The following is a 26,815-nucleotide window of genomic DNA, read 5'->3' on the forward strand; positions in this document are numbered from 1 at the left end:
AAGATGCTTACAGATAATTCTCCAGAATTCCCTTGCCCTCGCGGATGATCTCAAAGTCGCCCATAGTACAGTCGACAACAGTTGAAGGCTCGTTATCCCCGTATCCTCCGTCAATCACTAAATCTACAAGATCTTCATATTTTTCATGGATCAGTTCCGGATCTGTTGAGTATTCAATCAGTTCATCATCATCCTTAATGGAAGTAGATAAAATGGGGTTTCCAAGAACTCTTACAATTTCTCTTGCAATTGTATTGTCAGGAACCCTGATACCAACAGTTTTTTTGTTGGAGCTCAAAAGCTTCGGAACGTTATTACTCGCATTGAAAATAAATGTAAATGGCCCCGGCAGTGCCTTTTTCAGTAGACGAAAAACGGTGGTGTCAATCGGTTTTACATAGTCCGAAATGTGGCTCAGGTCTGAACAGATAAACGAGAAATTTGCCTTTTCGGGTTTGATTCCCCGGATCTGGCAAATCCGTTCTATAGCCCTTTGATTGGTAATATCGCAGCCCAGCCCGTACACTGTGTCGGTTGGATAAATGATAATTCCTCCTTTTTTAAGTACCTCGACTACCTGTTCGATGGCCTTGGGATTAGGATTCTCCGGATATATTTTGATAAGCATGTACAAATTTACTAAAACTTTGTTTAGTAAGAGCTCCCTGACAGAGAGCTCTTTTAAATCTATCTGCTTTATCAGACTATTCTTAAAATTCAGCGTTTTTAGGGAAACGTGGGAATGCAATTACATCCCTGATGTTGGTCATGCCTGTTACAAACAGCACCAAACGCTCAAAACCCAGTCCGAAACCGGCATGCGGTGCAGAACCAAATTTCCTCGTATCCAGGTACCACCACAGTTCATCCTGCGGGATGTTCAGTTCTTCCATACGCTGGGTCAGTTTGTCCATGCGTTCCTCACGCTGTGATCCACCGATCATTTCGCCGATTCCTGGGAAAAGGATATCCATTGCAGCAACAGTTTTCCTTCCTTCAGCATCAGGTTCATTCTGGCGCATATAGAAAGATTTAATATCTGCAGGGTAATCGGTAAGGATTACCGGTTTTTTGAAATGTTTTTCAACCAGGAAACGCTCATGCTCAGATTGCAAATCAGCACCCCATTCGTTGATCAGGTATTTGAATTGCTTTTTCTGATTTGGTTTCGAAGAACGGAGAATAGCGATAGCCTCTGTATAAGTAAGACGCTGGAAATCGTTGTTTAAGCAGAAATTCAGTTTATCAATCAGTGAAAGTTCTGAACGCTCATTCTGCGGTTTTGTCTTTTCATCCTCCAGCAGGCGGCTATTCAGAAACTCAATCTCCTCTTTACAGTTTTCAAGTGCATAGCTGATGACATACTTCATCATATCTTCTGCCAGCTGCATGTTGTCTTCCAGGTCGGCAAAGGCCACCTCAGGTTCTATCATCCAGAATTCGGCAAGGTGACGTGTAGTATTAGAGTTCTCTGCACGGAATGTAGGACCAAAGGTATAGATCTGACCAAAGGCCATTGCCGCAAGCTCACCTTCCAGTTGTCCGGAAACAGTAAGGTTAGTAGCACGACCGAAGAAGTCTTCAGAAAAATCAATCTTTCCATCTTCGGTTCTGGGAGTTTTATCGAAATCCAGTGTGGTTACTTTAAACATTTCCCCGGCACCTTCAGCATCAGAAGCTGTGATTACAGGAGTATGCATGTAAACAAAGCCCCTTTCGTTGTAGAACTGGTGTATCGCAAAAGCCAGGGCATGGCGCACTTTAAAAACGGCGTTAAATGTATTGGTACGGAAACGCAGATGTGCGATTTCCCTTAAAAATTCAAGACTGTGCTTTTTAGGCTGTAGAGGGAACTTCTCAGGATCACTGTCACCAAGTATCTCTATCGTGGCAGCCTTTACTTCTACGGTTTGTCCTTTGCCCAGAGATTCGATCAGCTGGCCGGTAACAGCAATTGCAGCGCCTGTAGTAATTCTTTTTAATAAATCTTCGGAAGTATTTGCAAAATCTACCACGATCTGGATATTGCCCATGCATGAACCATCATTGATGGCAATAAACTGGTTGTTGCGGAATGTTCTTACCCAACCCATTACGGTCACTTCTCTGTTAAAATCTGTAGTAGCTAACAGGTTTTTTATTTTTTCTCTTCTAATCATGATTTTCTTGTGGAGCGCTCAAAAATAAGGATTTCCAATTAGAAATTACAGGGAGATTGCCGGTAAGTTTAAGAAGGGAGTTGTCAATTAAGTTGAATACCTTTTGGTCATAAAGTGTATTTAATCTAAAAAATTATGCTATTTATGCTTAAATTGTTGTTCAAAATATAATAAAATGGTTTTTGGATTGGTTAATCCTGAATATAATTCGGTTTTATTGTGTTATTTTTCAGGGTAACACTGAAATACAAAGTTATTTTAAATAAAATAGCGACCTTTTTGTGTGTTGAGCATAGATTAAATGGATTATATCTGTTTATTTCATGCATTATCATAGATAAATATAAAATAGATGTTGCATTTGTAATAAAAAGTCGTATGTTTGTATTGCTCGTTTAATTTATATTTGGTTTAAAAAATCCTCCGACCCACAAGTTGGAGGATTTTTTTGTTTACAGCGGTTTTTGGGAGGATGCAGATAAGAATGGGCTTAGCTCGGGCCAAAAAAAATGCCAATTGAATGAACAATTGGCATTTTAATAATTTAGAAAGGCTGAAAGCCCTGTTATGATTATGCTAAAACTTCAGTAACCAGAGCAGCTGCATCTTTTAATGCAATTGCAGAGAATACTTTTAATCCAGACTCATCAATTAATTTTTTGGCTTCCTCAGCGTTTGTACCTTGTAAACGGCAGATAATTGGAACCGGGATATCTCCGATTTCATTATAAGCATCAATAACACCTTGTGCTACGCGGTCACAACGTACAATACCACCGAATATATTGATCAGGATAGCTTTAACATTCGGATCCTTAAGGATAATGTTAAAACCTGCTTTTACAGTCTGCGCATTAGCAGTTCCACCTACGTCAAGAAAGTTAGCAGGCTCACCACCGGCAATTTTAATGATATCCATTGTAGCCATTGCTAAACCAGCACCATTTACCATACAACCAACGTTTCCGTCAAGTTTTACATAGTTCAGATTTGATTCACTTGCTTCAACGTCTGTAGGATCTTCTTCCAGTTTATCACGCATTGCTGCATAATCAGCATGACGGAATAAAGCATTTTCATCTAAGTCTACCTTAGCATCAACAGCAATAATTTTATCGTCTGAAGTTTTCAAAACCGGGTTAATCTCAAACATTGCAGAATCAGTGTTGTCATACGCTTTGTATAAAGCGGTAACAAATTTCACCATTTCTTTGAATGCAGCGCCGCTTAAACCAAGGTTGAAAGCGATTTTACGTGCCTGGAAACCCTGAAGACCAACCGCAGGGTCAACTTCTTCTTTGAAAATTAAGTGAGGAGTATGCTCAGCTACTTCTTCGATATCCATACCACCTTCGGTAGAATACATGATGATGTTTCTGCCAGCTGCGCGGTTTAATAAAACGCTCACATAAAATTCTTTTGTTTCAGAAGCACCTGGGTAATAAACATCCTGGGCTACCAGAATTTTGTTTACTTTTTTACCTTCAGCTCCGGTTTGAGGAGTAACCAGTTGCATACCTAAAATATCAGTAGCTCTTTGTTTAACCTCGTCCAGGTTTTTGGCTAATTTAACACCACCACCTTTTCCCCGGCCACCGGCATGGATTTGTGCTTTAATCACTACCCAGTCAGAGTTATAGTCTGCTTTCATCTTTTTAGCAGCTTCAACAGCCTGCTCAACAGTTTCGGCTACTATGCCCTCTTGTACGGCAACACCAAAACTTTTAAGTATTTCTTTACCTTGATATTCGTGTATATTCATTAGCTGAAAAATTTGATCCAAATCTACAATTTCAGATTGGTTTTAAAAACTTATTCTGGCTTTTAAAAGCTGTAATATTAACGTTATCTATATTTAATCTCAACTTTTTGTAAGTTTGCTATATGCTAAAAGCCATTGGTATTAAAAAAGCTTACGGAAATCTTCCCATCCTTAAAGGTGTAGATTTTGAAGTCGGTAAGGGAGAAATTGTAAGTATCATTGGGGCTTCGGGCGCTGGAAAAAGCACACTCCTGCATATCCTGGGCACGCTGGACAAGCCTGATGAAGGTACCGTTGAACTCAATGGAACGAAGGTGAACAAGCTTTCCGGCGGACTGCTCAGCATTTTCAGAAATGAAAATATAGGCTTTGTCTTCCAGTTTCACCACCTGCTTCCGGAGTTTACAGCGCTTGAAAACATCTGTATTCCTGCTTTTATAGCAAAAAAGAGTAAGAAAACCGCAGAACTGCGTGCGCTGGAATTACTGGACCTGCTGGGGCTGAAGGAGCGGGCATCCCATAAACCGAATGAACTGTCAGGCGGTGAGCAGCAGCGTATTGCTGTGGCAAGAGCACTGATCAATGATCCTTCCATCATCCTGGCGGATGAACCTTCGGGTAACCTTGACTCCGCCAATGCACAGTCGCTGCACCAGTTTTTTATTACCCTGCGTGACAACTTTAAGCAGACTTTTGTAATCGTTACCCATAATGAAGACCTTGCCGAAATCAGCGACAGGGTAGTTACCATGAAAGATGGTCTAATTGTATAAGATTTGAAGACATTAATTACCGGAGGGAAATCTTCCCAGGCACTCAAGCTATTAAAAGCATTTACCGGAGACCAGGTTTTACTGGCCGATTACGGCGATGCACCATCATTTTCCTCTGCACAGTACCAGTTTGTAAGCCTGGGTGAAAGAAATGATGAAACGACAGCACATAACCTGCTGAATGCCTGTCTTGATCAGGATGCAGCCCGTCTGTTGCCACTTTATGCTTTTGAGCTTGAGGCTGTAGTAAAATCAGCTGTGCTGTTCGAAGAATTCAACATCCATGTGCTTTTGCCTGATCTGCTGACATTTTCGCAGTACCCGATTGGAGGTGCCATGAATTTGCAGAACTGGGCAGTATATGATAAAGGCGATTTGATCTATACCTCGGTGCCGGAAATTGCACAGCAATATGTAAGCGGGCTCAACGGAGTTTTTTATCTGGAGGAAACTCCCGGAGGATTAAAGTTTACCTTATTTACCATATCGTAATGAAATACTTACAGGCATAGGAATCAAGAAGCTTCATAACTTATAAAATACAAATACATTCTGATGAAACATGATGATTATATAAAGGATAATAAAGCCTTTGTGTTTGAGCTTGACGATGTGCTGTATCCCTCAAAGGATTATTGGCTGCAGGTATACTATCTGTTTGCGCAGTTTATCGAATATGGCGAACAGGTAGAAGCGGAGGGGATCATTCGTTTCATGGAAGAAACTTACCGGCTGGAAGGGCGCAGCGAAATCTTTGAAAAGACCGCTGCGCGTTTTAATTTGCCAGAGAAATATCATATTAATTTTGATTTATTGCAGCAAAATGCGCGGCTCCCATTAAAATTATTGCTGTTTGCGCCGGTGCTGGATTTCCTGAAATCTATAGAGGCCGCAGGAAAACCTGTGTTTTTGTTGGTAGCCGGAAGCCCTGCTGAACAGCTCAACAAGATCAGGCAAATGGAATGGAATGGCCTTGAACGCTATTTAAAGGTGTATTTTGCAGAAGAGATGGATGAGGGTTATAAAGGTGGTATACAAAAAATTTGTGCTGAAAACGATCTTCAAAAAGAAGAAATTCTGATTGTAGGGATGCCGAAAGAGGGAACAGATTTAGCATATTTTAACACTTTAAGATATGTTACTATAGACAATCTTTCTGTAACTTAATTCCGTAATTACCAGCACAATATATCACACATCCTATGAATAAGCTTTTTACTAAAAATCGATTTAGTATTTTCTCTGTTTTTATCCTTTTTGTGGGCGTTTTGGCGGCCTGTAAAAAGAACAATTCTGAGGATACAGCAGCTACACCTGCAGTTACTACCACAGGTGTGCCATCAACGGGCAGCCGCAAGCAGCTCACACTCGATTCGATCTTCCTTTATGCAAAGCAGATTTACTTCTGGAACGCGCAGTTGCCCGAATACAGCGTATTTAATCCCAGACAATATTCTACTAAATCGCTTGATCTGGATAATTATGATGATGAGTTGTACGCAATCAGTCAGATTCCGAAAGATCCTACAACTGGAACAGTTTACGAGTATTATGGAGATGGTTACCCTAAATATTCTTACATCAATGATATAACTCAGAATAACCCTGATGCAACCGCCAATGTTAATAACAAGGCAAGTGTAGATACGGAAGGCAATGGATTCGATATTGGGATCAGGCCTATATTTTATCTGACCAGCACCAGCGGTACGACTGGTAGCTTCGTTCTATTGGTTACTGCCGTTTACCCCGGTTCCTCTGCTGCCGCGCATGGCGTGCAACGTGGCTGGCAAATTCAAAAAATCAACGGGGTTGCTATAAGCGGAAAAAATTATTCTTCAGAAAATGCAGCAATTGTAAGCTCTCTGGATGCATCGTCTGTAAAACTGGAAGGGATTAATTTTCTTGATAGCACTCCTTTTAGTGTAACCCTAACCAAAACCTCCTATAAAAGCAGTCCTGTATACACCTCTTCGGTCATTACCAGGTCTGGTAAGAAGATAGGTTATCTGGCATTTGCACGTTTTTCTACACTGACAAATGTAAGTGCTGGAACTGATTCAAACCTTGATCCGGTTTTTGCAAGCTTTAGTGCTGCAGGCGTTACAGACCTTGTTGTTGATTTGCGGTACAATGGCGGTGGTTATATCAATACTGCTGAGTATCTGGCCAACCTGATAGCGCCATCGGGTGTTAGCGGACAAACCATGTATACAGAAATTTATAACACTACTATGCAGAACAAGCAGGCGACAATTCTGCAGAATCAGCCATTGCTTACTTCTGCCGGTAAGTTGCAGTATAAGAGCGGCACAAGCGGTGCTTTTTATACCTATGCCGATCTGGATTATTCTGCAACGAGTACGGATAACATTGCGAAATTTGTAAAAAAAGGGTCGCTTAATACCGTAACAAATGTTGTATTTCTTGTTAGCGGCAATACCGCATCAGCAAGCGAACTTTTGATTAATGTGCTAAAACCCTATGTGACAGTAAAACTGGTTGGTGCCACTACCTATGGAAAACCCGTAGGCTTTTTTCCCGTTACTTTGGAAAACCGTTACGAAGTTTATATGCCATTGTTTGAAACAGTCAATTCAGCAGGTGCCGGTAAATATTATACAGGTATGGTTCCGGATAAAGCTGCAAATGATAATTCATTGTATCCTTTCGGGAACGAAAATGAGCCGTTGCTGTCAGCTGCTTTATTGCTGATCGCCCCGGGTTCTACCAGTAGTCAGAGTGCCTCAGCTGCTGTTGCGGAAAGAAGTGTGAGGGCAGCTTCGTTGAATTATACGGGTATGAAACCTGTGAACAGTGAATTTACAGGTATGATTGAAAAAAGGCGTACTGTGAAAAAATAAATAAAAAGCCCATCAGGTACACCTGACGGGCTTTTTATCTCAAATCTTTATATACAAACTATCTTCTTGACTGCAACTTCTCCCTGAAAACCTTCTGTACAGTCCGGTCTTTATCAAAGTTATCTGTTATCTCCAGGATACTGTTTGCTGCATTGATAAGAAACCCCTGATTGATATTCTCAAAAGTATCAGTGTTTTTGTGATAATCTTTGTGGTCCTCTACTCCAAAATATACAAATGGAATATTCTTGCTGTTGAATGCAGCCTGATCACTTTGTTCTGTCCAGTCGTCAACGCCGAGTTTAGGGTTGTCATGACCAAACAGGATTTTAAGGTCAGGGTTCGTAGTTACGATATAATTCTTGAGCTGCGGGTTTCTGTAGGTTCCGGTAGCATATAATTCCCCTTTATCATTGTGGCTGATCATATCCAGATTGATATTCAGCTTAATCCTTTTAATGTCAATCGGGAGGTGGTTAACAAAATATTCTGAACCTTTTCTGCCAAATTCTTCTGCATCGAAAGCCGCAAAGATCAACGTGTAATTCGGTTTGCTTTTGGCGTAATGGGCAGCTATCTTTAACATTCCTGCAACCCCCGAAGCGTTATCGTCTGCACCATTGAAGATCTTGCCGTTGATCACACCCAGGTGATCGTAATGTGCTGAGATTACAATCACCTTACTGCTGGAACCTGCGATATAACCGATCAGGTTTTTGCCCTGTATTTTTGGATCATCTATGCCCGAAAAGGAAAACGACTGCTGGTAACTGTTGAGTAAAGGAAATGATTTGATGCCAATTTCCTTAAAACGCTTGCTGATATAGTTTCTTGCCATTTCGGCACCCTTTGTTCCTGTTTTCCTCCCTTCATATGCATCAGACGATAGCACTTGAACATCCTTGAGCAACTGATCTGAATGTGCCGGGAGGTTAGATGTTTTTACCGCATGGCAACCCAATGTTATTACCAGGGGTAACAGTAAATATAATTTCATAGCAATAGGTATTAGTAGTAGCTGTTTAATGTATTTCGTAAAGCCTAATATATTACAAATTAATGACACATCAAGGGACAAAGGAAAAAATTAAATTTGCTGAGTTATCTCACTTGTTCATAACTGCGTTTTGCATTTTTAGTTTTGCTAAAGTCTAGCTAAAAATAAGGGACTCACAATAAGGTTCTGCTGATAGTTTGATCATAGCTGAATTTGCTCAACTGCACTACAACTGCACCAGAACTGCACCACTAGAGCACAATTATACATAGTTATAGTGCTCTGCCGGTCTATTTATGAAAGTATGATAATGTCCGTGATTACATTGTAAATTAAGCAAATCTACAATAAAGAAAGGTTTTATGTCCGGCCACAGCGGACAATACCGGACGTGTATGTACATCTAGCGGACAATAGCGGACACGTCAAAGAAAGTGGGATGCATTTTTTGGTTTGTGTATTATCTTTGTATTTCATTTAATCCCAGTTTGTTATGAAAAAAAAAGGTAATTTTCTATCGGGCGTACTAGGTCCTTTAAAATTTAGTGTAAGAAATAACCAACAGATTGTATCCGGAGCAGTAGCCCCCGGAACTATGAAACAAAGTAAGGCAACAAAGAAAGCTTCTACGGTATTTGGTAAAGCAGCAGCATTGAGCAAGGAACTGCGGCTATCCCTGGCAGCGTTATATCCGGATCTGTTCGGCAATAGTGCTATCAATGATTTGACTGGACAGATGTATCCAATACTGAAGGACTGCAAGGATCCAAATACGGATCAATACTTTTTTGCCAGACAAAGTTTTGCACGGGTGGAGCAGCTGGAATTCAATGTGAAATCGAAAGTAAGCACATTGATGTCACAAAAACCGGTGGTCAACCTTTAAGGAGATATCATCACTGTATCTTTGCCCGAACAGCGTATTCCGCAGGATTTCAAATTTCCGCTGAAGAGTTACAAATGCGAAATTACTCTTGGGCTATCTTTGTTTAGACTCACTGGTCGTTATAGGGTTCAGAAGGCAGAAGTACAGAGTATAACTGTTGAGCACGATGAGAAAGTCATATCGCCTCATGCATTTCAATACAAAGTGCCGGCAGGTTGTCTTTGCGTGGTCAGTATCTTTCTTAACTACTCAACAATCAATGAGGCTGGCTGGAAATTATTAAAGGATAAAAACTTCAGTCCGGCTACAATTTGCGGAGCTCTGGTCAGCCCGGGAAGTTATAAAAAGGGGGATAACCACCGGTGGACAAAAATGGACAAAGTCAAGTTTTAAAAAAAAAGGCTGATCATTCATATGATCAGCCTTTTTTAAATGAGTAAGACCAGAAAATCTAGCCTAAATATGATTTTAATATTTTACTGCGGGATGTATGACGCAGACGTTGCAAGGCTTTGTCTTTAATCTGACGAACGCGCTCACGGGTTAAATTAAATTTCTCACCAATTTCCTCAAGAGACAGCGGGTGGTTTGTGCTCAGACCGAAGAACAGGACAATGATTTCCCTCTCACGTTCTGTTAAAGTAGACAGAGAGCGTTTGATCTCCTCTGAAAGAGACTCATTGATCAGGCTGCTGTCTGTATTCGGCTCATGATTTTCCAGTACATCAAGAAGTGTATTCTCCTCTCCCTGTACAAACGGAGCATCCATAGATACGTGCCTTCCTGAATTGCTCAGCGTGTCAGAAATCTTATCAACAGTAGTTTCCAGGATATCCGCTAATTCTTCCGGAGAAGGCTCGCGTTCAAATTCCTGCTCTAATTTAGAGAAGGCTTTACTGATTTTACTCAGTGAACCAACCTGGTTTAAAGGCAGACGTACAATACGGCTTTGCTCAGCAATAGCCTGCAAAATCGATTGACGGATCCACCACACAGCATATGAGATGAACTTGAAACCCTTAGTCTCGTCAAAGCGTTTTGCTGCTTTGATCAGACCAAGATTACCCTCATTAATTAAATCACCTAAAGTTAACCCCTGATTCTGGTACTGCTTAGCCACAGACACCACAAAACGTAAATTCGTTTTGGTTAGGCGTTCTAAAGCAGCCTGGTCACCTTCGCGTATCTTTCTGGCCAGTATTACTTCCTCTTCTGCGGTGATTAAATCTACTTTACCAATCTCATGAAGATATTTGTCTAGAGATTGACTCTCGCGATTGGTTATGGATTGGGTGATTTTGAGTTGTCTCATTTATGTGCTTTGGTACTCGTTATGTATTGAACGTGCAAAAGTAAGGATTAAAAGGCAATTTTGAACATAAATTCCTGAAAACGTTACACTTTACAATGGTTATTTATAGAATCATTAAACAGCAAAAATTATTCCAAAGTCCTTTTGTCATGCCTGCAGTTATATACTGATATTTATCTTTTTTTTATTATTAATCAATAATAAATAGTTGTTTTATAATATATTACGTTATTTTTGTTATCATGGATTTGCTATATGTTCTAAATGCATATAATTTAAAAATTCATCTTTATACCAAAGCCCAGGCGGAATATGTCGGTAAAACCTATTCCTTTTTTGTCATGGTACCAGTTAATAGCATACAGGTCATTCGTATTGGCCTCCGCATACAGGCTGATTGATCTGATTTTAGTGCTTCCATCTCCCAGGATCTTTAATTCTGAAGTTACCCCCAGATGTTCTCTCAGGGCGGGGGACCATAAGTAATACCAATGGTAATATACCTGTGAGTAAAATTCAAAACCTATTTCCTTTCAAAAAGTTTAATAGACAAAAGCGACCGGATTAACCGGATAAAAGACCAGTTGGTCACCTATTTTTACCTTAAATGGTTTGTAGTCAAACTTGATTGCTGCAATATCAAGTTCCCCGCCCTTATTTCGCGGAACATAACCATAGTGGAAACTCAGCGTACTTTTTTCTTTGAAGAAGTTGTAACCGATCCCTGCGCTGATGTATCCTATGCTGCCGGCATATTGTACGATTGCCTGATCTGGAGTAATCGCCTTTAAAAACTTATTTTGAGCCTTTAAACCCGTTGTAAAGCAGCAAATAACCAGGAGGATTCTAAAAAGTAACGGGATGTGTGCTGAGTTGGCCATTCGAGATTTCTATAACGGTAAAGGATCTGTTGAGTATAGTATTGGTGATGATAAATGGTATACCTGCATTATTTGCCCGGTAAATGGAATCGGCCGAATGCCGGTGTGAATGTACAGAAGCCAGGACGCCTGCAGTGGTATTATATAGCTGCTCATACCTTAACCGGAGATCCTGATCGAAGTCGGCATCAATAGGAGGGACGTGTGAAAAGGCTATGAGCAACTTATTGTCAGCATCCTGTACAAGATTTTGCTGGAGCCAGCCCAGGTTAGGCGCAGAACCATCAAAAGTATGTTCCCTGCTATTGGTATCATGGCATACAAACTTGATCCCCCCATAATTAAAGGTGAAGTTGGGTTCTCCAAACATCCTCAGGTAGACAAAATTGCCCTCGGCATTCTCGTCATGGTTGCCAATTACCGTGACAAAGGGTACGTTCAGACCTTCGTAGATCTTTTCTATGCCCTCAAATTCTGTCAGCAGACCAAAGTTCGTGATATCGCCATTGAGCATCACAAAGTCGAATCCGCCTGTTGTGTTCACATAGTTTACAAACGCACGGCTATCATTATAATCAGTATGGGTGTCACTGGATACGGCAATCCTGATCACACTGCCCGGCTTCTTTTGTGCCAGCTTGGATATTTGTGTCGCATTTACATTTTCGGGCGAGCTGGAATTGAATTTCTGGTTCGGACTGAACTCGGCTTCGCCACAGCCAAATAATAAAAAAGGCAGCAGATAAATTAGTATATTTTTTCGCATTATAATGTTAACGGAAGAAAATTCAAAATGTTGAGCGCGAAAGTCTGTTGTCTATAAATCTGACAATTTAAAGATATTCTTTAATCTGATCCCTTTCTCCGTTTGTTGCACGGTACAGCACTCATTTACAGAATCGTGTTCCAGGTAGAAGATATATTCATTCGCAGCAGCCTCTTCCAGGATTTCTTTTTTCTCTGACAGGGTTTTCATCGGAAACATATCATAGGCCATTACATAGGGTAGAGGAATGTGTCCTGTAGATGGCAGCAGGTCAGCAGCATAAAGAATCGTATGTCCTTTGTACTTAAGTTGTGGCAGCATCATGGCATCAGTATGTCCAAATGCAAAACGTACATCGAAATCAGGTAAAAACGCCGAGAGCTCAGACGTTTCAACAAATTTCAGCTGACCGCTTTCCTGTATGGGAAGGATATTTTCTGAAAGGAATGACGGCTTTTCCCTGGCATTTGGATGTATTGCCCATTCCCAGTGTTTCTCATTACTCCAGTAATGCGCATTTTTGAATGCCGGAACAAGCTGATCGCCCTGGCGTACAATGGCACCGCCTGCATGATCGAAATGCAGATGGGTTAGAAATACGTCTGTAATATCATCAGTGCTGAATCCTTTGGCAGTCAGTGACTTTTCAAGCGTATCATCACCATGAAGATAGACGTGGCTGAGGAACTTTTCATCCTGTTTATTTCCAATGCCCGTATCGATCAGGATCAGTCGGTCGCCTTCTTCAACAAGCAGGCAGCGCATTGCCCAGGTGCAAAGATTATTGGCATCTGCAGGATTGGTTTTTTGCCATATGGATTTAGGAACAACGCCAAACATGGCACCTCCGTCCAGTTTGAAAAGTCCGGTGTCTATCGTGTGTAAAATCATATCTTGAATTGCTTGCCCGTAAAATTAAAAAACCCGCTGATTTATCAGCGGGTTTTCAATACTATTTGTGTTGTAATTTACAAGTGGATTACTTCTCCGTATGCATCAGCTGCTGCTTCCATAATTGCCTCACTCATGGTAGGGTGGGGGTGTACAGATTTGATGATCTCATGACCTGTAGTTTCCAGTTTACGGGCAACAACAATCTCGGCAATCATTTCAGTAACGTTGAAACCAATCATGTGGGCACCTAATAATTCTCCGTATTTGGCATCAAAAATCAGTTTCACAAAGCCATCTTTTGCACCTGCAGCACTTGCTTTACCAGAAGCAGAGAAAGGGAATTTACCGATCTTCAGCTCATAACCAGCTGCTTTTGCAGCTTTTTCAGTATAACCTACAGAAGCAATCTCCGGTGTACAGTAAGTACAGCCCGGAATATTATTGTAATCCAAAGGCTCAGGGCTGTGACCTGCAATTTTCTCTACGCAGATAATACCTTCAGCAGAAGCTACGTGAGCCAGAGCCTGTCCGCTTACAATGTCACCGATAGCATAATAACCTTTTACAGTAGTGTTGTAGAATTCATCTACCACCACTTTACCTTTTTCAGTTTTGATGCCTGTTTCTTCTAATCCAAGGTTTTCAATGTTGGCTACTACACCCGCCGCTGAAAGAACGATATCACATTCTATAGTCTGCATACCTGATGCTGTTTTTACCTGAACTTTACATCCGTTACCAGATGTATCTACAGATTCAACACTTGAAGAAGTCATTACTTCGATCCCAACTTTTTTGAAGCTGCGCAGTAATTGTTTAGAAATGTCTTCATCTTCTACAGGAACGATATTATCCAGGAATTCTACTACGGTTACTTTAGTACCCATAGTAGCATAAAAATAAGCAAATTCAACACCGATAGCACCGGAACCTACAACAAGCATTGATTTTGGCAATTCCGGTAAAACCATTGCCTGTCTGTAACCGATGATCTTTTTGCCGTCCTGTTTTACGCTTGGCAATTCTTTGGAACGGCCGCCGGTAGCAACGATAATATTTTTGGCTGTGTGTTCCTGTGTAGTCCCATCAGCACCTTTAACCTCTACTTTGTTTCCTGGTTTTACTTTACCAGTTCCCATGATCACGTCAATCTTATTTTTTTTCATCAAAAATTGAACGCCTTTACTCATTCCGTCGGCTACACCGCGGCTGCGTTTGATTACTGCAGCAAAGTCCACATCAGCACCTGCAGTAGTAATACCGTAATCAGCAGAGTGATTAATGTATTCAAATACCTGTGCGCTTTTTAACAAAGCTTTGGTTGGAATACAGCCCCAGTTAAGGCAGATTCCTCCTAATGATTCACGCTCTACAATTGCAGTCTTTAAACCCAACTGTGACGCTCTGATTGCAGCAACGTATCCGCCGGGACCGCTACCTATTATAATTACATCGTAGTTCATATCTTTCTAAATGGGAATTAACTAAGTAAAGCCCAAAATTAAAAAAAAATGTTCGTTAAAACTGCGAATTAGATTTTTGTATGCAGCTTTTCTGTAAAGGAATGGTAATAATCTGAGCGGCAGAACCTGCTGTTCCTCCATTTATGTAATTAAATAACTGGTCAACTGCTGGTTAAACCCGTATTTTAATTGTTAAATGTGGAAAAATAAACAGGATGCTTAACGATTTCTTAACATGGGAACCCGGTAAAATGCAATTTTAATATATATTTTTGCTGCCAATTAACTATTAGGTGCTTACAGCACATTACTTATCCCATTTTACTTCAAAAAGTATGAAGAAAACTTTACTATTCAAATTTGTAGTTCTTGTTTTTGCCTTTGCCGGATTAATTTTCTCCGCAAATGCGCAGATAACTACATCTTCAATGACCGGAACTATCAAAGACGCTAAGGCGCCGCTACCGGGAGCAAGTGTAAAAGCTACCCACACGCCCACAGGAACAGTTTATAGTGTAACAACAAACGCTGATGGTCGTTTTACAATCTCCAACATGAGATCTGGTGGCCCGTACACTGTAGTTGTAACCTTCATAGGTTTCCAGCCTCAGAATTTTAATGATGTATTTTTACAACTGGGCGAAAGTTATAAATTGAATACAACACTACAGGATAATTCTGTGGGATTAAGTGAAGTTAAAGTGGTTGGTAACAAAGGTGGTCTGATCAATAAAACCAAAACAGGTGCCTCAACTTCTATTTCCCGTACACAGCTGGATATGTTGCCAACAATTACACGTAACATCAATGACTTTGCACGTCTAAGCCCTATTGCTCAGGTAAGAAGCAGCAGTACAGATGGCAGCCCGTTAGGGATTAGCTTTGGCGGACAAAGCACACGTTACAATCAGTTTACTATCGATGGAGCCAATGCCACAGACGTTTTTGGTCTGTCATCAAACGGTACAAATGGTGGCCAGGCTGGTTTGAACCCGATTCCATTTGATGCTATTGAACAGGTTCAGGTTTCTTTAACACCATATGATATCACCCAGGGTGGTTTTACTGGTGGTGCGATGAATGCTGTAACGAAAGGTGGAACAAATGAGGTTCACGGTTCGGCTTTCGGTACTTTCCAGAACCAGGGTTTGGTAGGTAAAAGTTATACCACACGCGCAAAATACACAGATTTTAAAAACTGGCAGTATGGTGCTACTTTAGGTGGTGCAATTGTTAAGGATAAATTGTTCTACTTTCTTGCCTATGAAGGTGTGGACAGAGTTCAGCCTATCGCTAACCAACCGGGTGGACCCGATAATAACTCTGCTATCGATGTAGCAACAGCACAAACGCTAAAAGATTTCGTTGCTACAAAATACGGCTACGATGTTGGTGCAATTAATGGTATTACCAATTATAGAAAATCCAATTCATTTTTAGCACGTTTTGACTGGAATATCAACGATAGAAACAAGCTGATGATCCGTGAAAACTATTTGAGCGGTGAATATTACAACATCTCTGATGCGAGAACATCCATGACTTTTGGAAATGGCGGTTATGCTCAAAACAATAAAAGTAATACGATCGTGGCTGAACTGAGCTCGAAAATTTCTGACAAAACCTCAAACTTACTTCGTTTTACATGGGCAAGGATCCGGGACAAAAGGGATCCGGGTTCTGCATTCCCAAGTGTTACTATAACAGATAACGGGGCGACGTACAAATTCGGTGCAGAATACAGCTCACAAGCGAATAGCCTGGCTCAGGATAACATCACTTTGACTGATAACTTCAATATGTACGTAGGTAAACACACCTTTACATTTGGTACAGACAACTTATTTTATAAAACAAGCAACGTATTCCTTCAGGGTGTTAATGGTGACTATACATTTGATAGCTTAAGCGGATTTATGGGTGCCAATCCACAATCTGCAATTACCAGGTATCAAACTACCTACTCTACGGATCCAAGCAATCCTCTGGCAGCTGCTGAAATTAAAATGGCACAGTTCAGCCTATACGCACAAGACGTTTATGATTTAAAGGAAAACTTTAAATTAACTTACGGCTTACGTGCAGAGATGCCTGTTTATTTAAACAACCCGATCAATAACGCTACTTTTAACAGTTCTGCTGTTGCTATTGCAAATGGTGTTAATAACAATACACCACCTAAAACAAAAGTGATTTTGTCTCCAAGGGTTGGTTTCAACTGGGATGTTAAAGGTGACGGTACTACACAAGTCCGCGGTGGCGCAGGTATTTTCACTGGTCGTGTTCCGATGGTTTGGGTATCTAACCAATACAGTAATACAGGAGCTGCTACAATTAAGTATTCAGCAACTAATAATGCTGCTGTTGTTGCCAATGGTATCAACTTTACGCCTAATGCACCTTACCAGGGTACACCAACTACAACTCCTGCAACGGAGATTGATGTAACTGATAAAAACTTCCAGGCGCCACGTAACTTCAAAGCAAACCTTGCTATCGACCAAAAGTTACCTTGGGGTTTAGTAGGTACTTTCGAAGCTGTGTACTCAAAAACTATAAAAGATATCTTATATAAAGATCTTAACCTGGGTACTTCTCAGTATACTTTAGATTTGGGTAACGGCGAGACACGTACATTCTATAACTCTGCTAAAATTGATCCCAGATATACAAATATTATTTATCTGACGAATACCAACAAAGGATATTCTTATACCCTTTACGGTAAACTGGAAAAACAATTTGCTATGGGATGGATGGGAAGTGCATCATACTCATTAGGTCACTCTTATAACCTGCATGACGGTACATCTTCTACTGCATTCTCTAACTACCGTTTTGCCTACAATAATAATGGTTTGAATAACCTTGATCTGGCAAGAAATAACAATGACCAGGGTTCAAGGGTAGTAGTTATGGCCGGTAAAAAGTTCACTTACGCTGGTGGAAAAATGAGTACTAACCTGGGCTTGTTCTACAACGGTCAGTCGGGACAGACTTTATCATATAACATCTTTGGTGACACGAATGGTGATGATGGTTCAATTGTTACTTCCAGATCAACAAGTGGTTCACAGGATTTAATGCACATTCCATCTGATGCATCTAATTTCATTCCTCTGACTGTTGGTGGTGTAACTTATACTGCTGCGCAGCAATTTGAGTTCTTCCAGCAATATGTTAATTCTGTTGACTACCTGAAAGAAAATCAGGGTAAAAATACCAAACGTAATGGTTCACGTTTACCTTGGGAAAACCATGTTGACTTTAAACTTGTACAGGACTTCAAAGTGTACAAGAAAAATACGCTTAGCTTAACAGTAGATGTATTTAACATCGGGAACCTTGTTAGCAGGAAATGGGGTAAAGCATACTTTGCTTCCAACCAGAACTTAACACCATTGACACTTGCAAGATTTGCAACTACTGGTAATGTAGTTAAACCGGTTTACACTTTCAACCCTGCATTCGGTTTAGATACTTACACAGGTAAACCATGGTCATACTCTGATTACTTATCACGCTGGAGCATGCAAATCGGTGCACGTTACAAATTCTAAGTAAATAATACTGATACCAAAGGCCATCCGGATATACCGGGTGGCCTTTTTTATTAACAGAAATTGACATGCATCACGTTTCTGTCATATTGAGTTAAACAATATTGTTAAAGATTCTTTTTCTGTTTCTTTGTACCGAATGAACGTTCAATTACAAGATACATGCGGCAAAAGAGAGGCTATTCTCAACAGTACACTTGCCCTTATTAAGGAACATGGCTTTCACGGTACGCCCATGAGCATGATCGCGAAACACGCTGGTGTTGCCGCAGGAACGATTTATCATTATTTCGATTCAAAAGAAACCCTTATTACAGAGCTGTTTATCCATGTCAAAGAGCGGTTGGCAAAAGCCATTCTGATCAATGATAATGAAGCTTTGCCCTACAAGGAACGTTTTTTTAATTTCATGATAAATCAGTATTACTTCTACATAGAAAATCCTGATGCGCTGGTATTTCTGGAACAATATCTCAATTCGCCATTTGCAAAAAACTACCCTGAAAAAGATAGCCAGCTATTTATCGATAAGGTGATTACGTTTTTTAATTATGGCATAGAAAATGCTTATTTCCGAAATATTGATTCCCGCCTATTGGTGCCCACCGTTAAGGGTACATTAGTAGCCGCCGCGAATTTCCAGTTATCTGAATATAGTGCATTTTCAAAGGAAGACCTGATCGAAATTATCAACATTGTTTGGGATGGAATCAAAAGACAATAAATTAACACCTTTTCAATACTAGCAGAATACATTACCTGTAATACACTCAATACCCTTTAATATATATATGAAACACTACAATTTACTAAAATTGCTCTTTTGTATACCGCTTCTCCTGCCAGGGAAAATGTATGCACAGACAACAGTCAGAGAGCAGCAGCCAGTACTGTCCAATGCCACCCTTCAGGACTGCATTGATTATGCATTGGGAAACAGACCTGGCGTAAAACAGTCCCTTATCGATGAAGAAATTGGGGAAACTGATATTAAATCAGCATTATCCGGCTGGTTGCCACAAATCAACGGTACGGGTACAGCTAACCATAACTTTAAACAGCAATCGTCTGTTTTAACAAACAACGGTCAGCAGTCCCTGATTACCGTAGGTGCAAAAAACACTTCTTCTTTCGTGTTGCAGGCAGATCAGCAAATATTAAATGCCGGACTGATCCAGGCATCTAAATCTGCAAAGTACTACAGACAACAATACAAACAAAACACTGAGAATACAAAGATCAGTACTATCGTCGATGTAAGTAAAGCTTTTTATGATGTTTTGACCAGCAAGGAACAATTGAATATCATTGCTGAGAATATCGCGCGATTGGAAAAACAATTGAGGGATGCCGGTGCACAGTACGATGCAGGACTGGTTGACAAAACGGATTTTCAAAGGGCCCAAATCAGTCTGAGCAATTCCAAAGCAGACCGTAAAAGAACAGAAGAACTACTGAAATATAAATATGCGTATTTGAGAGAACTGATCGGTTATAGTGCAGATAAAGATTTTGGATTGTCATACGAAACGAACGCGATGGAAAAAGAAATTGATGTAGATACTACATCGCAGATGACTTACCAGAACCGTATCGAATACCGTTTGCTTCAAACACAGCGTGAATTGCAAAGAATCAATACCAGCTATAACAAACTGGCCTACATGCCTACTTTGTCGGGCTTTTATAACTACAGTTTCAACTATCAGAATGCAAAGATCAACGGGTTATACGATACCAACTATCCGGGTTCTGTGGTAGGTTTAAAACTGGCAGTACCTATTTTTCTTGGTGGAAAACGTACCCAGGAAATCAGGAAATCGAAGTTACAGGAAAGCAGGATAGACCTGGACTTGCTGAATACAAAAAACCAGATCAATACGCAGTATGAGCAGGCAATGGCAACCTATAAAGCTAACCGCAATGACCTGAATACAAACAGATCTAATGTTGACCTTTCCAGACAGGTATATAACACCATGAAACTTCAGTACGATGAAGGGATCAAGACTTATCTTGACCTGATGACTGCAGAAACTGATCTCCGTACTGCGCAGATCAACTACCTGAATTCATTGTACAATCTTCTTTCATCAAAACTCGACGTAAAACAAGCATTAGGTACCATAACAGTTAATCCATAACAGACATGAACACACATTACATAAAATTAAGCATTGCAATTCTTGGTTCCATAACGCTGGCATCATGCGGCGGCGGAGATAAAGCTGCCCAGCAGCAGGGGCCACCTCCTGCAACTCCTGTAAGTACGTACACGGTAGCCGAACAGGCTGTAACAACTACTGATACTTATCCGGGTACTGTAGTAGCATTAAACGAAGTTGAACTGCGCCCTCAGGTTGGCGGTTATATTACTGCTATCTACATCAAAGACGGACAGAAAGTAACCAAAGGCCAGAAGTTATATGAAATTGACCGTACAAAATATCTTGCTGCTTATAATGCCGCAAAGGCGGATGTTGCTGTAGCAAAAGCAAACCGTGACAAAGCAAAAAAGGATGCAGACCGTTATACTAAACTTGCAGCACAGGAAGCAGTTGCCAAACAACGTGTAGATTACGCAATGACGGATCTGGCAAATGCCGAATCTCAAGTTGCTGCTGCACAGGCTGCACTTGCCTCATCGGCTAACGATTACCAGCGTTCTGTTATAGTTTCTCCCCTTACCGGTACAATCGGTATTTCACAGGTGAAACTTGGTGCGCTGGCTACTGCCGGAACTACGCTTCTGAATACAGTTTCTACCAATAACCCAATTGCCGTTGATATCGCTGTTACACAGGCCGAGATTCCACGTTTTATGGAACTGCAGAAAAGTACTTCGGCAGTTAAAGATTCACTGTTCAGCATCGAGATGCCCGACAAAAGTCTTTACAAACGCCGCGGAAGAATTACTGCGATCGACCGGGCGGTTGACCCTGCAACAGGTACAATTAAAGTGAGGATCAGTTACCCTAACGAAGGTGGTACCCTGGTTTCGGGAATGAACGTAAACCTGCTGGCTTTAAACAAGGAAGTTGGAAACCAGATTGTGATCCCTTACAAAGCAGTAACGGAGCAATTGGGCGAATTCAATGTGATTACTGTTGGCGATAGCAGCAAAGCTATTCCGAAAGTAATTAAGGTTGGAAAACAGATCGACCAGAAGATCGTAGTTAAAAGCGGTCTGAAAGTAGGTGAAGTGATTGTGGTTGATGGTGTACAGAATGTTAGACCAGGAGCCGTGGTAAAAGCAGTATCTCCGGAAGAAGCGAATCAGGCACCGGGCGCAGCAGCACCAGCACCAGCAAAAAAATAGTTATTAAAAGATTTTCAAGCATATGATATCAGAAGTATTTATAAGGCGGCCGGTCACGGCAATCGTCATCTCCATATTAATTGTACTGATCGGGGCTATTGTGATCACCACATTGCCTATCAGTCAGTACCCAAGTATAGCACCGCCTACAGTTACAGTAACAGGTACCTATACAGGTGCGGATGCCCAGACTGTTGAACAAACGGTAACAACACAGGTGGAAAGCCAGATCAACGGTACACCGGGAATGAAGTACCTGCAATCCAACAGTACATCGGATGGACGGTCTGCAATCACAGTAACATTTGATGTAGGTACAAACATTGACATCGCGGCTCTGGACGTTCAGAACAGGGTAGGTATTGCCGAACCGGGTTTACCAGAAGCGGTAAGACGTTTGGGTATTACCACAAAAAAAGCGAATAACGATATCTTGATGGTAATTGGTCTGTACTCACCAAATGGTACGTACGACCAGAAATTTATCTCCAACTATATCAACTTATATGTTAAAGATGCCTTGCTCCGTATCAAAGGAGTGGGTGATGTACAGGCATTTGGTCAGCCTTTCAGTATGAGGGTATGGCTTGATGCCAACAAAATGACCAGGCTTGGTCTTACCCCGACGGATGTTTCTGCTGCGATCAATGAGCAAAACACACGTATTCCCGGTGGTAGCATCGGTGGAAGGCCTCAGAACAGCTCACAAACATTTGAATTTTCTGTCGTGATGGACGGTGATTTAAATACGGAAGAACAATTCAGAAATATTGTCATCAAAACCGGAACAGATGGTTCTCCGGTTTATCTGAAAGATGTAGCCAGAGTTGAGCTGGGTGAATTCTCTTATCCGACAACATCCAAAGTTAACGGTAAGGTAGCTTCTCTAATGGCGATCAACCAGACTCCGGGCGGTAACGCGGTGGAAACTGCTGAAGGTATCGACAAGACGATGGCTGAACTGAAAAAGAGTTTCCCGAAGGACTTAGACTTTAAAGTTGGTTACGAAACCGTATCTATTGTAAAGGTATCCATCAGTGAGGTGGTTCACACACTTGTTGAAGCACTGATCCTGGTAACAATCGTGGTATTCTTCTTCCTGCAAAGCTGGAGGGCTACCCTGATTCCTGTACTGGCTATTCCGGTTTCGATCATTGGTACCTTTATCTTCTTTACGCTGCTGGGTTTCTCCATCAACGTATTAACCATGTTTGGTTTCGTACTCGCCATCGGTATTGTGGTGGATGATGCGATCGTTGTGGTAGAGGCTGTCCAGCATTATATGGACCATGAAGGCCTCTCGGCACCCGATGCAACCCGTAAAGCAATGAAAGACATTACAGCACCGGTTATTGCAATTGCACTGATTCTGGCTGCGGTATTTATCCCGGTAGGGTTTATCCCAGGAATGGTAGGATTACTCTATCAGCAATTTGCAATCACAATTGCAGTTTCAGTATTGTTATCTGCGTTTATCGCACTTTCCCTTACACCTGCACTATGTTCATTGCTGTTAACACCGATGAACCTGAATGAAGACAGCAGAGGACTGAATAAATTCTTCTTTAAATTCAACAGCTGGTTCGCCAGGGTAACCAATAAATATTCCAACGGGGTAAAATGGGCGCTTAAAAAAGCACCTCTTGTTATGGTTATCCTTGCCTGTATCTATGTAGGTACAATCGGGCTTTTCATTAAAAAACCTTCAGGATTTATTCCAACGGAAGATGCCGGTATCTTTATTATGGGCGTTACCCTTCCTGAGGGTTCATCATCTGCCAGAACTGACCATTTCATGGACAGAATTACTGACAGTGTGCAGAAGAAACACCCTGAAGTGCAGAACATCACTGCAATCAATGGTATCAATATCCTGAACAGATCGTTCAAATCCAATGCAGGTACATTCTTTGTTCAGTTGAAAAACTGGGACGAGCGTGACAACGATATCGCCAGCGTACTGGCTGATGTATCGCAAATGTTTGCAGGCGATAAAGAAGGAAGTCTGATCGCGGTAACGCCTCCGCCAATCCCAGGTCTGGGTATCAGTGGTGGTTTTACACTCCAGATACAGGAACAGCAGACCGGTGATATCAAGAAGTTTGAAGGTGTGGTTGGTAAGTTCCTTGCCGCTGCAAATCAACGTCCTGAAATTGGTATGGCATATACGCTGTTTAATGCAAGGACACCAAATTACCAGTTTCACGTAGACCGTGATAAGGCAAAGAAAATGGGCGTTTCCATCGGTGATGTTTACAACACGATTTCTGCTTATTTAGGTAGTAGTTATGTGAATGACTTTACCAAATACGGACGTAGTTTCAGGGTGGTAACGCAAGCGGATACAAGTTTCCGCAGCAGTATCCAGGACATGAGTAAATTGTATGTGAAAAACAACCAGGGTACTCCGGTTCCGATCAATACAATAGTATCTTCTACGATTGCAGAAAATGCAGCGATTATCAATCACTATAACCTGTTCCGCTCGATTGAAATCAGTGGATCTGCCAAACCGGGAAGCAGTTCCGGTGATGCACTGCAGGCGTTACGCGAAGTAGCAGCACAAACCCTTCCACCAGGTTATACCTATAACTTCTCAGGATTGAGTTTAGAGGAAACTGAAGCTGGTAACAGTACAACCTTGATCTTCGGACTGATCGTAGTGTTTGTATTCCTGCTGCTCGCAGCGCTATATGAAAGCTGGTCGGTACCGTTCTCTATTCTGCTCGCTGTGCCACTGGGTTTATTCGGAGCGATCCTGGCATTGATTTTCCTTCCAAAACTGGATAACAACATCTATGCTCAGGTAGGTCTGATTACCCTGATCGGTCTGTCTGCAAAGAATGCGATCCTAATCGTGGAGTTTGCGAAAGAACGTGTAGACTGGGGTATGGAACTGATTGCGGCGACTATCGACGCTGTTAAACTTAGGTTGAGACCGATTATCATGACTTCCCTGGCCTTTATCCTCGGTGTAATCCCACTGGTTATTTCTACCGGTGCGGGTGCTGTATCACGTCAGACAATAGGATGGACAGTTGCTGCGGGTATGCTCTCGGCAACGATCCTTGCGCTGTTCATTGTACCGGTACTGTTTGTACTGATTACAAAACTGGCTTACGGTAAGAAAAAGCTTGCAGAACTTGAGGCCAACTATAAACCTGAAGATCACGAAGACACCATACACGCAGATTAATACTGCTTTTTATAAATGGAAACAGCCGCATCATATTTGTATGATGCGGCTGTTTCCGTTTATAATTAAATATGTTATTTGTAATTGAAAGTACCCTTGTCGCTGTTGATCGTTACTTGTTTATGATCCGCAGTTTCCACGCGGCCAATAACCTGCGCATCGATGTTGAAACTTTTCGAGATCGAGATAATATCATCGGCAATTTCCTGAGGCACGTATAGCTCCATTCTGTGGCCCATATTAAATACCTTGTACATTTCCTCCCATGCAGTACCGGATTGTTCCTGTATAAGCTCAAAAAGTGGTGGAACAGGGAATAAATTATCTTTGATAACATGGATATCATCATTGATAAAATGAAGCACCTTTGTCTGCGCGCCTCCGCTGCAATGAACAAGTCCATGAATCTGCTGCCTGTGTTTCTCCAGCACCTGTTTGATCACAGGAGCGTAGGTACGGGTAGGGGACAATACCAGCTTTCCGATAGTGATTTCCGTGTTCTCATCAATCCTGATTTTATCAGTCAGTTTTTTACCGCCTGAAAATACCAGGTCATATGGTACAGCAGGGTCAAAGCTTTCCGGATAAGCATCAGCTACAGATTTATCAAAAACGTCATGGCGGGCAGAGGTTAAACCATTAGAACCCATTCCTCCGTTATATTCTGTTTCATAGGTAGCCTGTCCTGAAGAGGATAATCCAACAATCACATCACCAGATTGAATGTTATGGTTGCTGATAATATCTTCACGTTTAATACGGCAGGTTACTGTAGAATCAACTATAATTGTACGTACCAGATCACCTACGTCTGCAGTCTCGCCGCCGGTAGAGTAGATAGAGATCCCCATCTCACGAAGTTCTGCCAGAATTTCTTCAGTACCGTTGATGACGGCGGCAATTACTTCTCCTGTGATCAGGTTTTTGTTTCTGCCGATGGTAGAAGACAATAAAATGTGATCTGTCGCACCTACACAAATCAGGTCGTCCAGGTTCATAATGATAGCGTCCTGTGCAATACCTTTCCATACGGAAATATCACCCGTTTCCTTCCAGTATACATAGGCGAGAGAAGATTTTGTTCCGGCACCATCGGCATGCATAATATTACAAAAGGAATCGTCATTGCCCAGGATATCAGGGATGATCTTACAAAAAGCTTGTGGGAAAATACCTTTATCTATGTTTTTGATGGCTTGGTGCACATCTTCTTTCGAGGCAGAAACGCCACGCTGGTTGTACCGGTTATCACTCATATTGCTGCAAAGATAGGGAAACGCGCGAATGTAGACGATAGAGGCGGAAAAAAAAATAACCCCTGCTTTTTAAAGGCAGAGGTTATATTATTCCAGGGAGGATATTTTATTTTAAAAATAATAATTCTCTGAATTTAGGCAAAGGCCAAACGCTGTCGTCAACCATTTGCTCCAGTTTATCAGCATGGTAACGGATAGTGTCAAAGTGAGATTTTACATGCAGATCGTAAGCGATAGCTTTCTCTCTGTGGTCTTCAATACCATTGGCAGTTTTACGTTCTTCCAGCATTGCATCAATACTTGTTTTTACCACAGCTAAGTGCTCAGATAATTTATTGATGATAGACAGAGGAGCTTCCAGTGCTTCTTTACCCAAACCAACTTCTTTCAGGCTTTTTGCGTTCAGCAACAATGCATTCTGATAAGCGATAGCTGCAGGAATGATCATTGTATTTGCTACCTCGCCCATTACCCTTGCTTCGATCTGAAGTTTCTTGTAATAGCTTTCCAAAAGAATCTCATGACGGGCATGTAATTCGCGCTTGGTGAATACATTGTTTTTTTCGAACAGCTCAGTTGATTTGTCAGAAATATAAGCGTCTAAAGCTACCGGAGTAGTTTTGATGTTCGCCAAACCACGTTTAGCTGCTTCATCTTCCCAATCCTGGCTGTAACCATTTCCTTCAAAACGGATATCTTTAGATTCTTTGATGTATTTTTTGATCAC

General features: G+C 41.3%; 21 protein-coding genes and 1 pseudogene. 11 read left to right on the forward strand and 11 right to left on the reverse strand.

Features of this window, described 5'->3' with window-relative positions; all coding sequences use genetic code 11:
* Positions 1-7: 7 nt before the first annotated feature.
* The 3 genes from ABWY16_RS03915 to sucC all read right to left on the reverse strand — a co-directional run bounded on the left by ABWY16_RS03915 (position 8) and on the right by sucC (position 3,921).
* Positions 8-628, reverse strand: coding sequence for an L-threonylcarbamoyladenylate synthase (locus ABWY16_RS03915; protein WP_353903343.1), 621 nt, complete (start codon positions 626-628; stop codon positions 8-10).
* Between the two features lie 82 nt (positions 629-710).
* Complete coding sequence (gene asnS / locus ABWY16_RS03920) at positions 711-2,159, reverse strand: asparagine--tRNA ligase (RefSeq protein WP_353903344.1); 1,449 nt, start codon at positions 2,157-2,159, stop codon at positions 711-713.
* A 571-nt stretch (positions 2,160-2,730) separates the two neighbouring features.
* Positions 2,731-3,921: an ADP-forming succinate--CoA ligase subunit beta gene (sucC, locus tag ABWY16_RS03925; RefSeq protein ID WP_353903345.1), complete on the reverse strand. Its 1,191-nt coding sequence runs from the start codon at positions 3,919-3,921 to the stop codon at positions 2,731-2,733.
* Positions 3,922-4,043: 122 nt separating this feature from the next.
* Here sucC and ABWY16_RS03930 point away from each other — a divergent pair, with 122 nt between their 5' ends.
* The 4 genes from ABWY16_RS03930 to ABWY16_RS03945 all read left to right on the forward strand — a co-directional run bounded on the left by ABWY16_RS03930 (position 4,044) and on the right by ABWY16_RS03945 (position 7,558).
* Positions 4,044-4,694: an ABC transporter ATP-binding protein gene (locus ABWY16_RS03930; RefSeq protein WP_353903346.1), complete on the forward strand. Its 651-nt coding sequence runs from the start codon at positions 4,044-4,046 to the stop codon at positions 4,692-4,694.
* Positions 4,695-4,697: 3 nt separating this feature from the next.
* Positions 4,698-5,186 (forward strand): ATP-grasp domain-containing protein, encoded by a 489-nt coding sequence (locus ABWY16_RS03935; protein WP_353903347.1) that lies wholly within the window; start codon positions 4,698-4,700, stop codon positions 5,184-5,186.
* 63 nt (positions 5,187-5,249) lie between these two features.
* Entirely contained in the window at positions 5,250-5,861 is a 612-nt protein-coding gene (locus tag ABWY16_RS03940) for an HAD family hydrolase (protein ID WP_353903348.1), read from the forward strand.
* Positions 5,862-5,896: 35 nt separating this feature from the next.
* Positions 5,897-7,558 carry a S41 family peptidase gene (locus ABWY16_RS03945; protein ID WP_353903349.1) on the forward strand — a complete coding sequence of 554 codons (1,662 nt, stop codon included), beginning with the start codon at positions 5,897-5,899 and terminating at the stop codon, positions 7,556-7,558.
* Positions 7,559-7,616: 58 nt separating this feature from the next.
* On the opposite strand, the gene ABWY16_RS03950 is transcribed toward ABWY16_RS03945, so the two are convergent.
* Complete coding sequence (locus ABWY16_RS03950; protein WP_353903350.1) at positions 7,617-8,555, reverse strand: M20/M25/M40 family metallo-hydrolase; 939 nt, start codon at positions 8,553-8,555, stop codon at positions 7,617-7,619.
* A gap of 493 nt (positions 8,556-9,048) precedes the next feature.
* Between ABWY16_RS03950 and ABWY16_RS03955 the strand changes: the two genes are divergently transcribed.
* Together ABWY16_RS03955 and ABWY16_RS03960 are read left to right on the forward strand one after the other, a co-directional pair.
* The gene (locus ABWY16_RS03955) at positions 9,049-9,441 is read left to right on the forward strand and encodes a hypothetical protein (RefSeq protein ID WP_353903351.1); all 393 of its coding nucleotides are present in this window, start codon (positions 9,049-9,051) and stop codon (positions 9,439-9,441) included.
* A gap of 21 nt (positions 9,442-9,462) precedes the next feature.
* A complete protein-coding gene (locus tag ABWY16_RS03960; protein ID WP_353903352.1) occupies positions 9,463-9,834 on the forward strand; it encodes a hypothetical protein in 372 nt (123 codons plus the stop codon).
* 58 nt (positions 9,835-9,892) lie between these two features.
* Here the strand turns inward: ABWY16_RS03960 and ABWY16_RS03965 are convergent, their stop codons facing one another.
* The 5 genes from ABWY16_RS03965 to lpdA form a co-directional block, all read right to left on the reverse strand.
* Positions 9,893-10,753, reverse strand: coding sequence for a sigma-70 family RNA polymerase sigma factor (locus ABWY16_RS03965; RefSeq protein WP_062547391.1), 861 nt, complete (start codon positions 10,751-10,753; stop codon positions 9,893-9,895).
* Positions 10,754-11,295: 542 nt separating this feature from the next.
* The gene (locus ABWY16_RS03970) at positions 11,296-11,634 is read right to left on the reverse strand and encodes a hypothetical protein (RefSeq protein WP_353903353.1); all 339 of its coding nucleotides are present in this window, start codon (positions 11,632-11,634) and stop codon (positions 11,296-11,298) included.
* Positions 11,600-12,400, reverse strand: coding sequence for a metallophosphoesterase family protein (locus tag ABWY16_RS03975; RefSeq protein WP_353903354.1), 801 nt, complete (start codon positions 12,398-12,400; stop codon positions 11,600-11,602). Before ABWY16_RS03975 ends, ABWY16_RS03970 begins: the two co-directional genes overlap by 35 nt.
* 51 nt (positions 12,401-12,451) lie before the next feature.
* Positions 12,452-13,291, reverse strand: coding sequence for an MBL fold metallo-hydrolase (locus tag ABWY16_RS03980; RefSeq protein WP_353903355.1), 840 nt, complete (start codon positions 13,289-13,291; stop codon positions 12,452-12,454).
* A 77-nt stretch (positions 13,292-13,368) separates the two neighbouring features.
* The gene (gene lpdA / locus ABWY16_RS03985; RefSeq protein ID WP_353903356.1) at positions 13,369-14,757 is read right to left on the reverse strand and encodes a dihydrolipoyl dehydrogenase; all 1,389 of its coding nucleotides are present in this window, start codon (positions 14,755-14,757) and stop codon (positions 13,369-13,371) included.
* Positions 14,758-15,092: 335 nt separating this feature from the next.
* Here lpdA and ABWY16_RS03990 point away from each other — a divergent pair, with 335 nt between their 5' ends.
* From ABWY16_RS03990 to ABWY16_RS04010, 5 genes are all read left to right on the forward strand, one after another.
* Positions 15,093-18,317, forward strand: coding sequence for a TonB-dependent receptor (locus ABWY16_RS03990; protein WP_353903357.1), 3,225 nt, complete (start codon positions 15,093-15,095; stop codon positions 18,315-18,317).
* 139 nt (positions 18,318-18,456) lie between these two features.
* Positions 18,457-19,041: a TetR/AcrR family transcriptional regulator gene (locus tag ABWY16_RS03995; protein ID WP_353903358.1), complete on the forward strand. Its 585-nt coding sequence runs from the start codon at positions 18,457-18,459 to the stop codon at positions 19,039-19,041.
* A 67-nt stretch (positions 19,042-19,108) separates the two neighbouring features.
* A complete protein-coding gene (locus ABWY16_RS04000) occupies positions 19,109-20,461 on the forward strand; it encodes a TolC family protein (RefSeq protein ID WP_353903359.1) in 1,353 nt (450 codons plus the stop codon).
* A gap of 5 nt (positions 20,462-20,466) precedes the next feature.
* Entirely contained in the window at positions 20,467-21,636 is a 1,170-nt protein-coding gene (locus ABWY16_RS04005) for an efflux RND transporter periplasmic adaptor subunit (RefSeq protein WP_353903360.1), read from the forward strand.
* 22 nt (positions 21,637-21,658) lie between these two features.
* The gene (locus tag ABWY16_RS04010) at positions 21,659-24,832 is read left to right on the forward strand and encodes an efflux RND transporter permease subunit (protein ID WP_353903361.1); all 3,174 of its coding nucleotides are present in this window, start codon (positions 21,659-21,661) and stop codon (positions 24,830-24,832) included.
* Between the two features lie 74 nt (positions 24,833-24,906).
* Here the strand turns inward: ABWY16_RS04010 and ABWY16_RS04015 are convergent, their stop codons facing one another.
* Entirely contained in the window at positions 24,907-26,088 is a 1,182-nt protein-coding gene (locus ABWY16_RS04015) for an AIR synthase related protein (protein WP_353903362.1), read from the reverse strand.
* Between the two features lie 106 nt (positions 26,089-26,194).
* Positions 26,195-26,815: pseudogene (locus ABWY16_RS04020) on the reverse strand (glutamine synthetase type III); the annotation flags it as partial.

The organism is Pedobacter sp., from assembly GCF_040513095.1.
GTDB lineage: Bacteria > Bacteroidota > Bacteroidia > Sphingobacteriales > Sphingobacteriaceae > Pedobacter.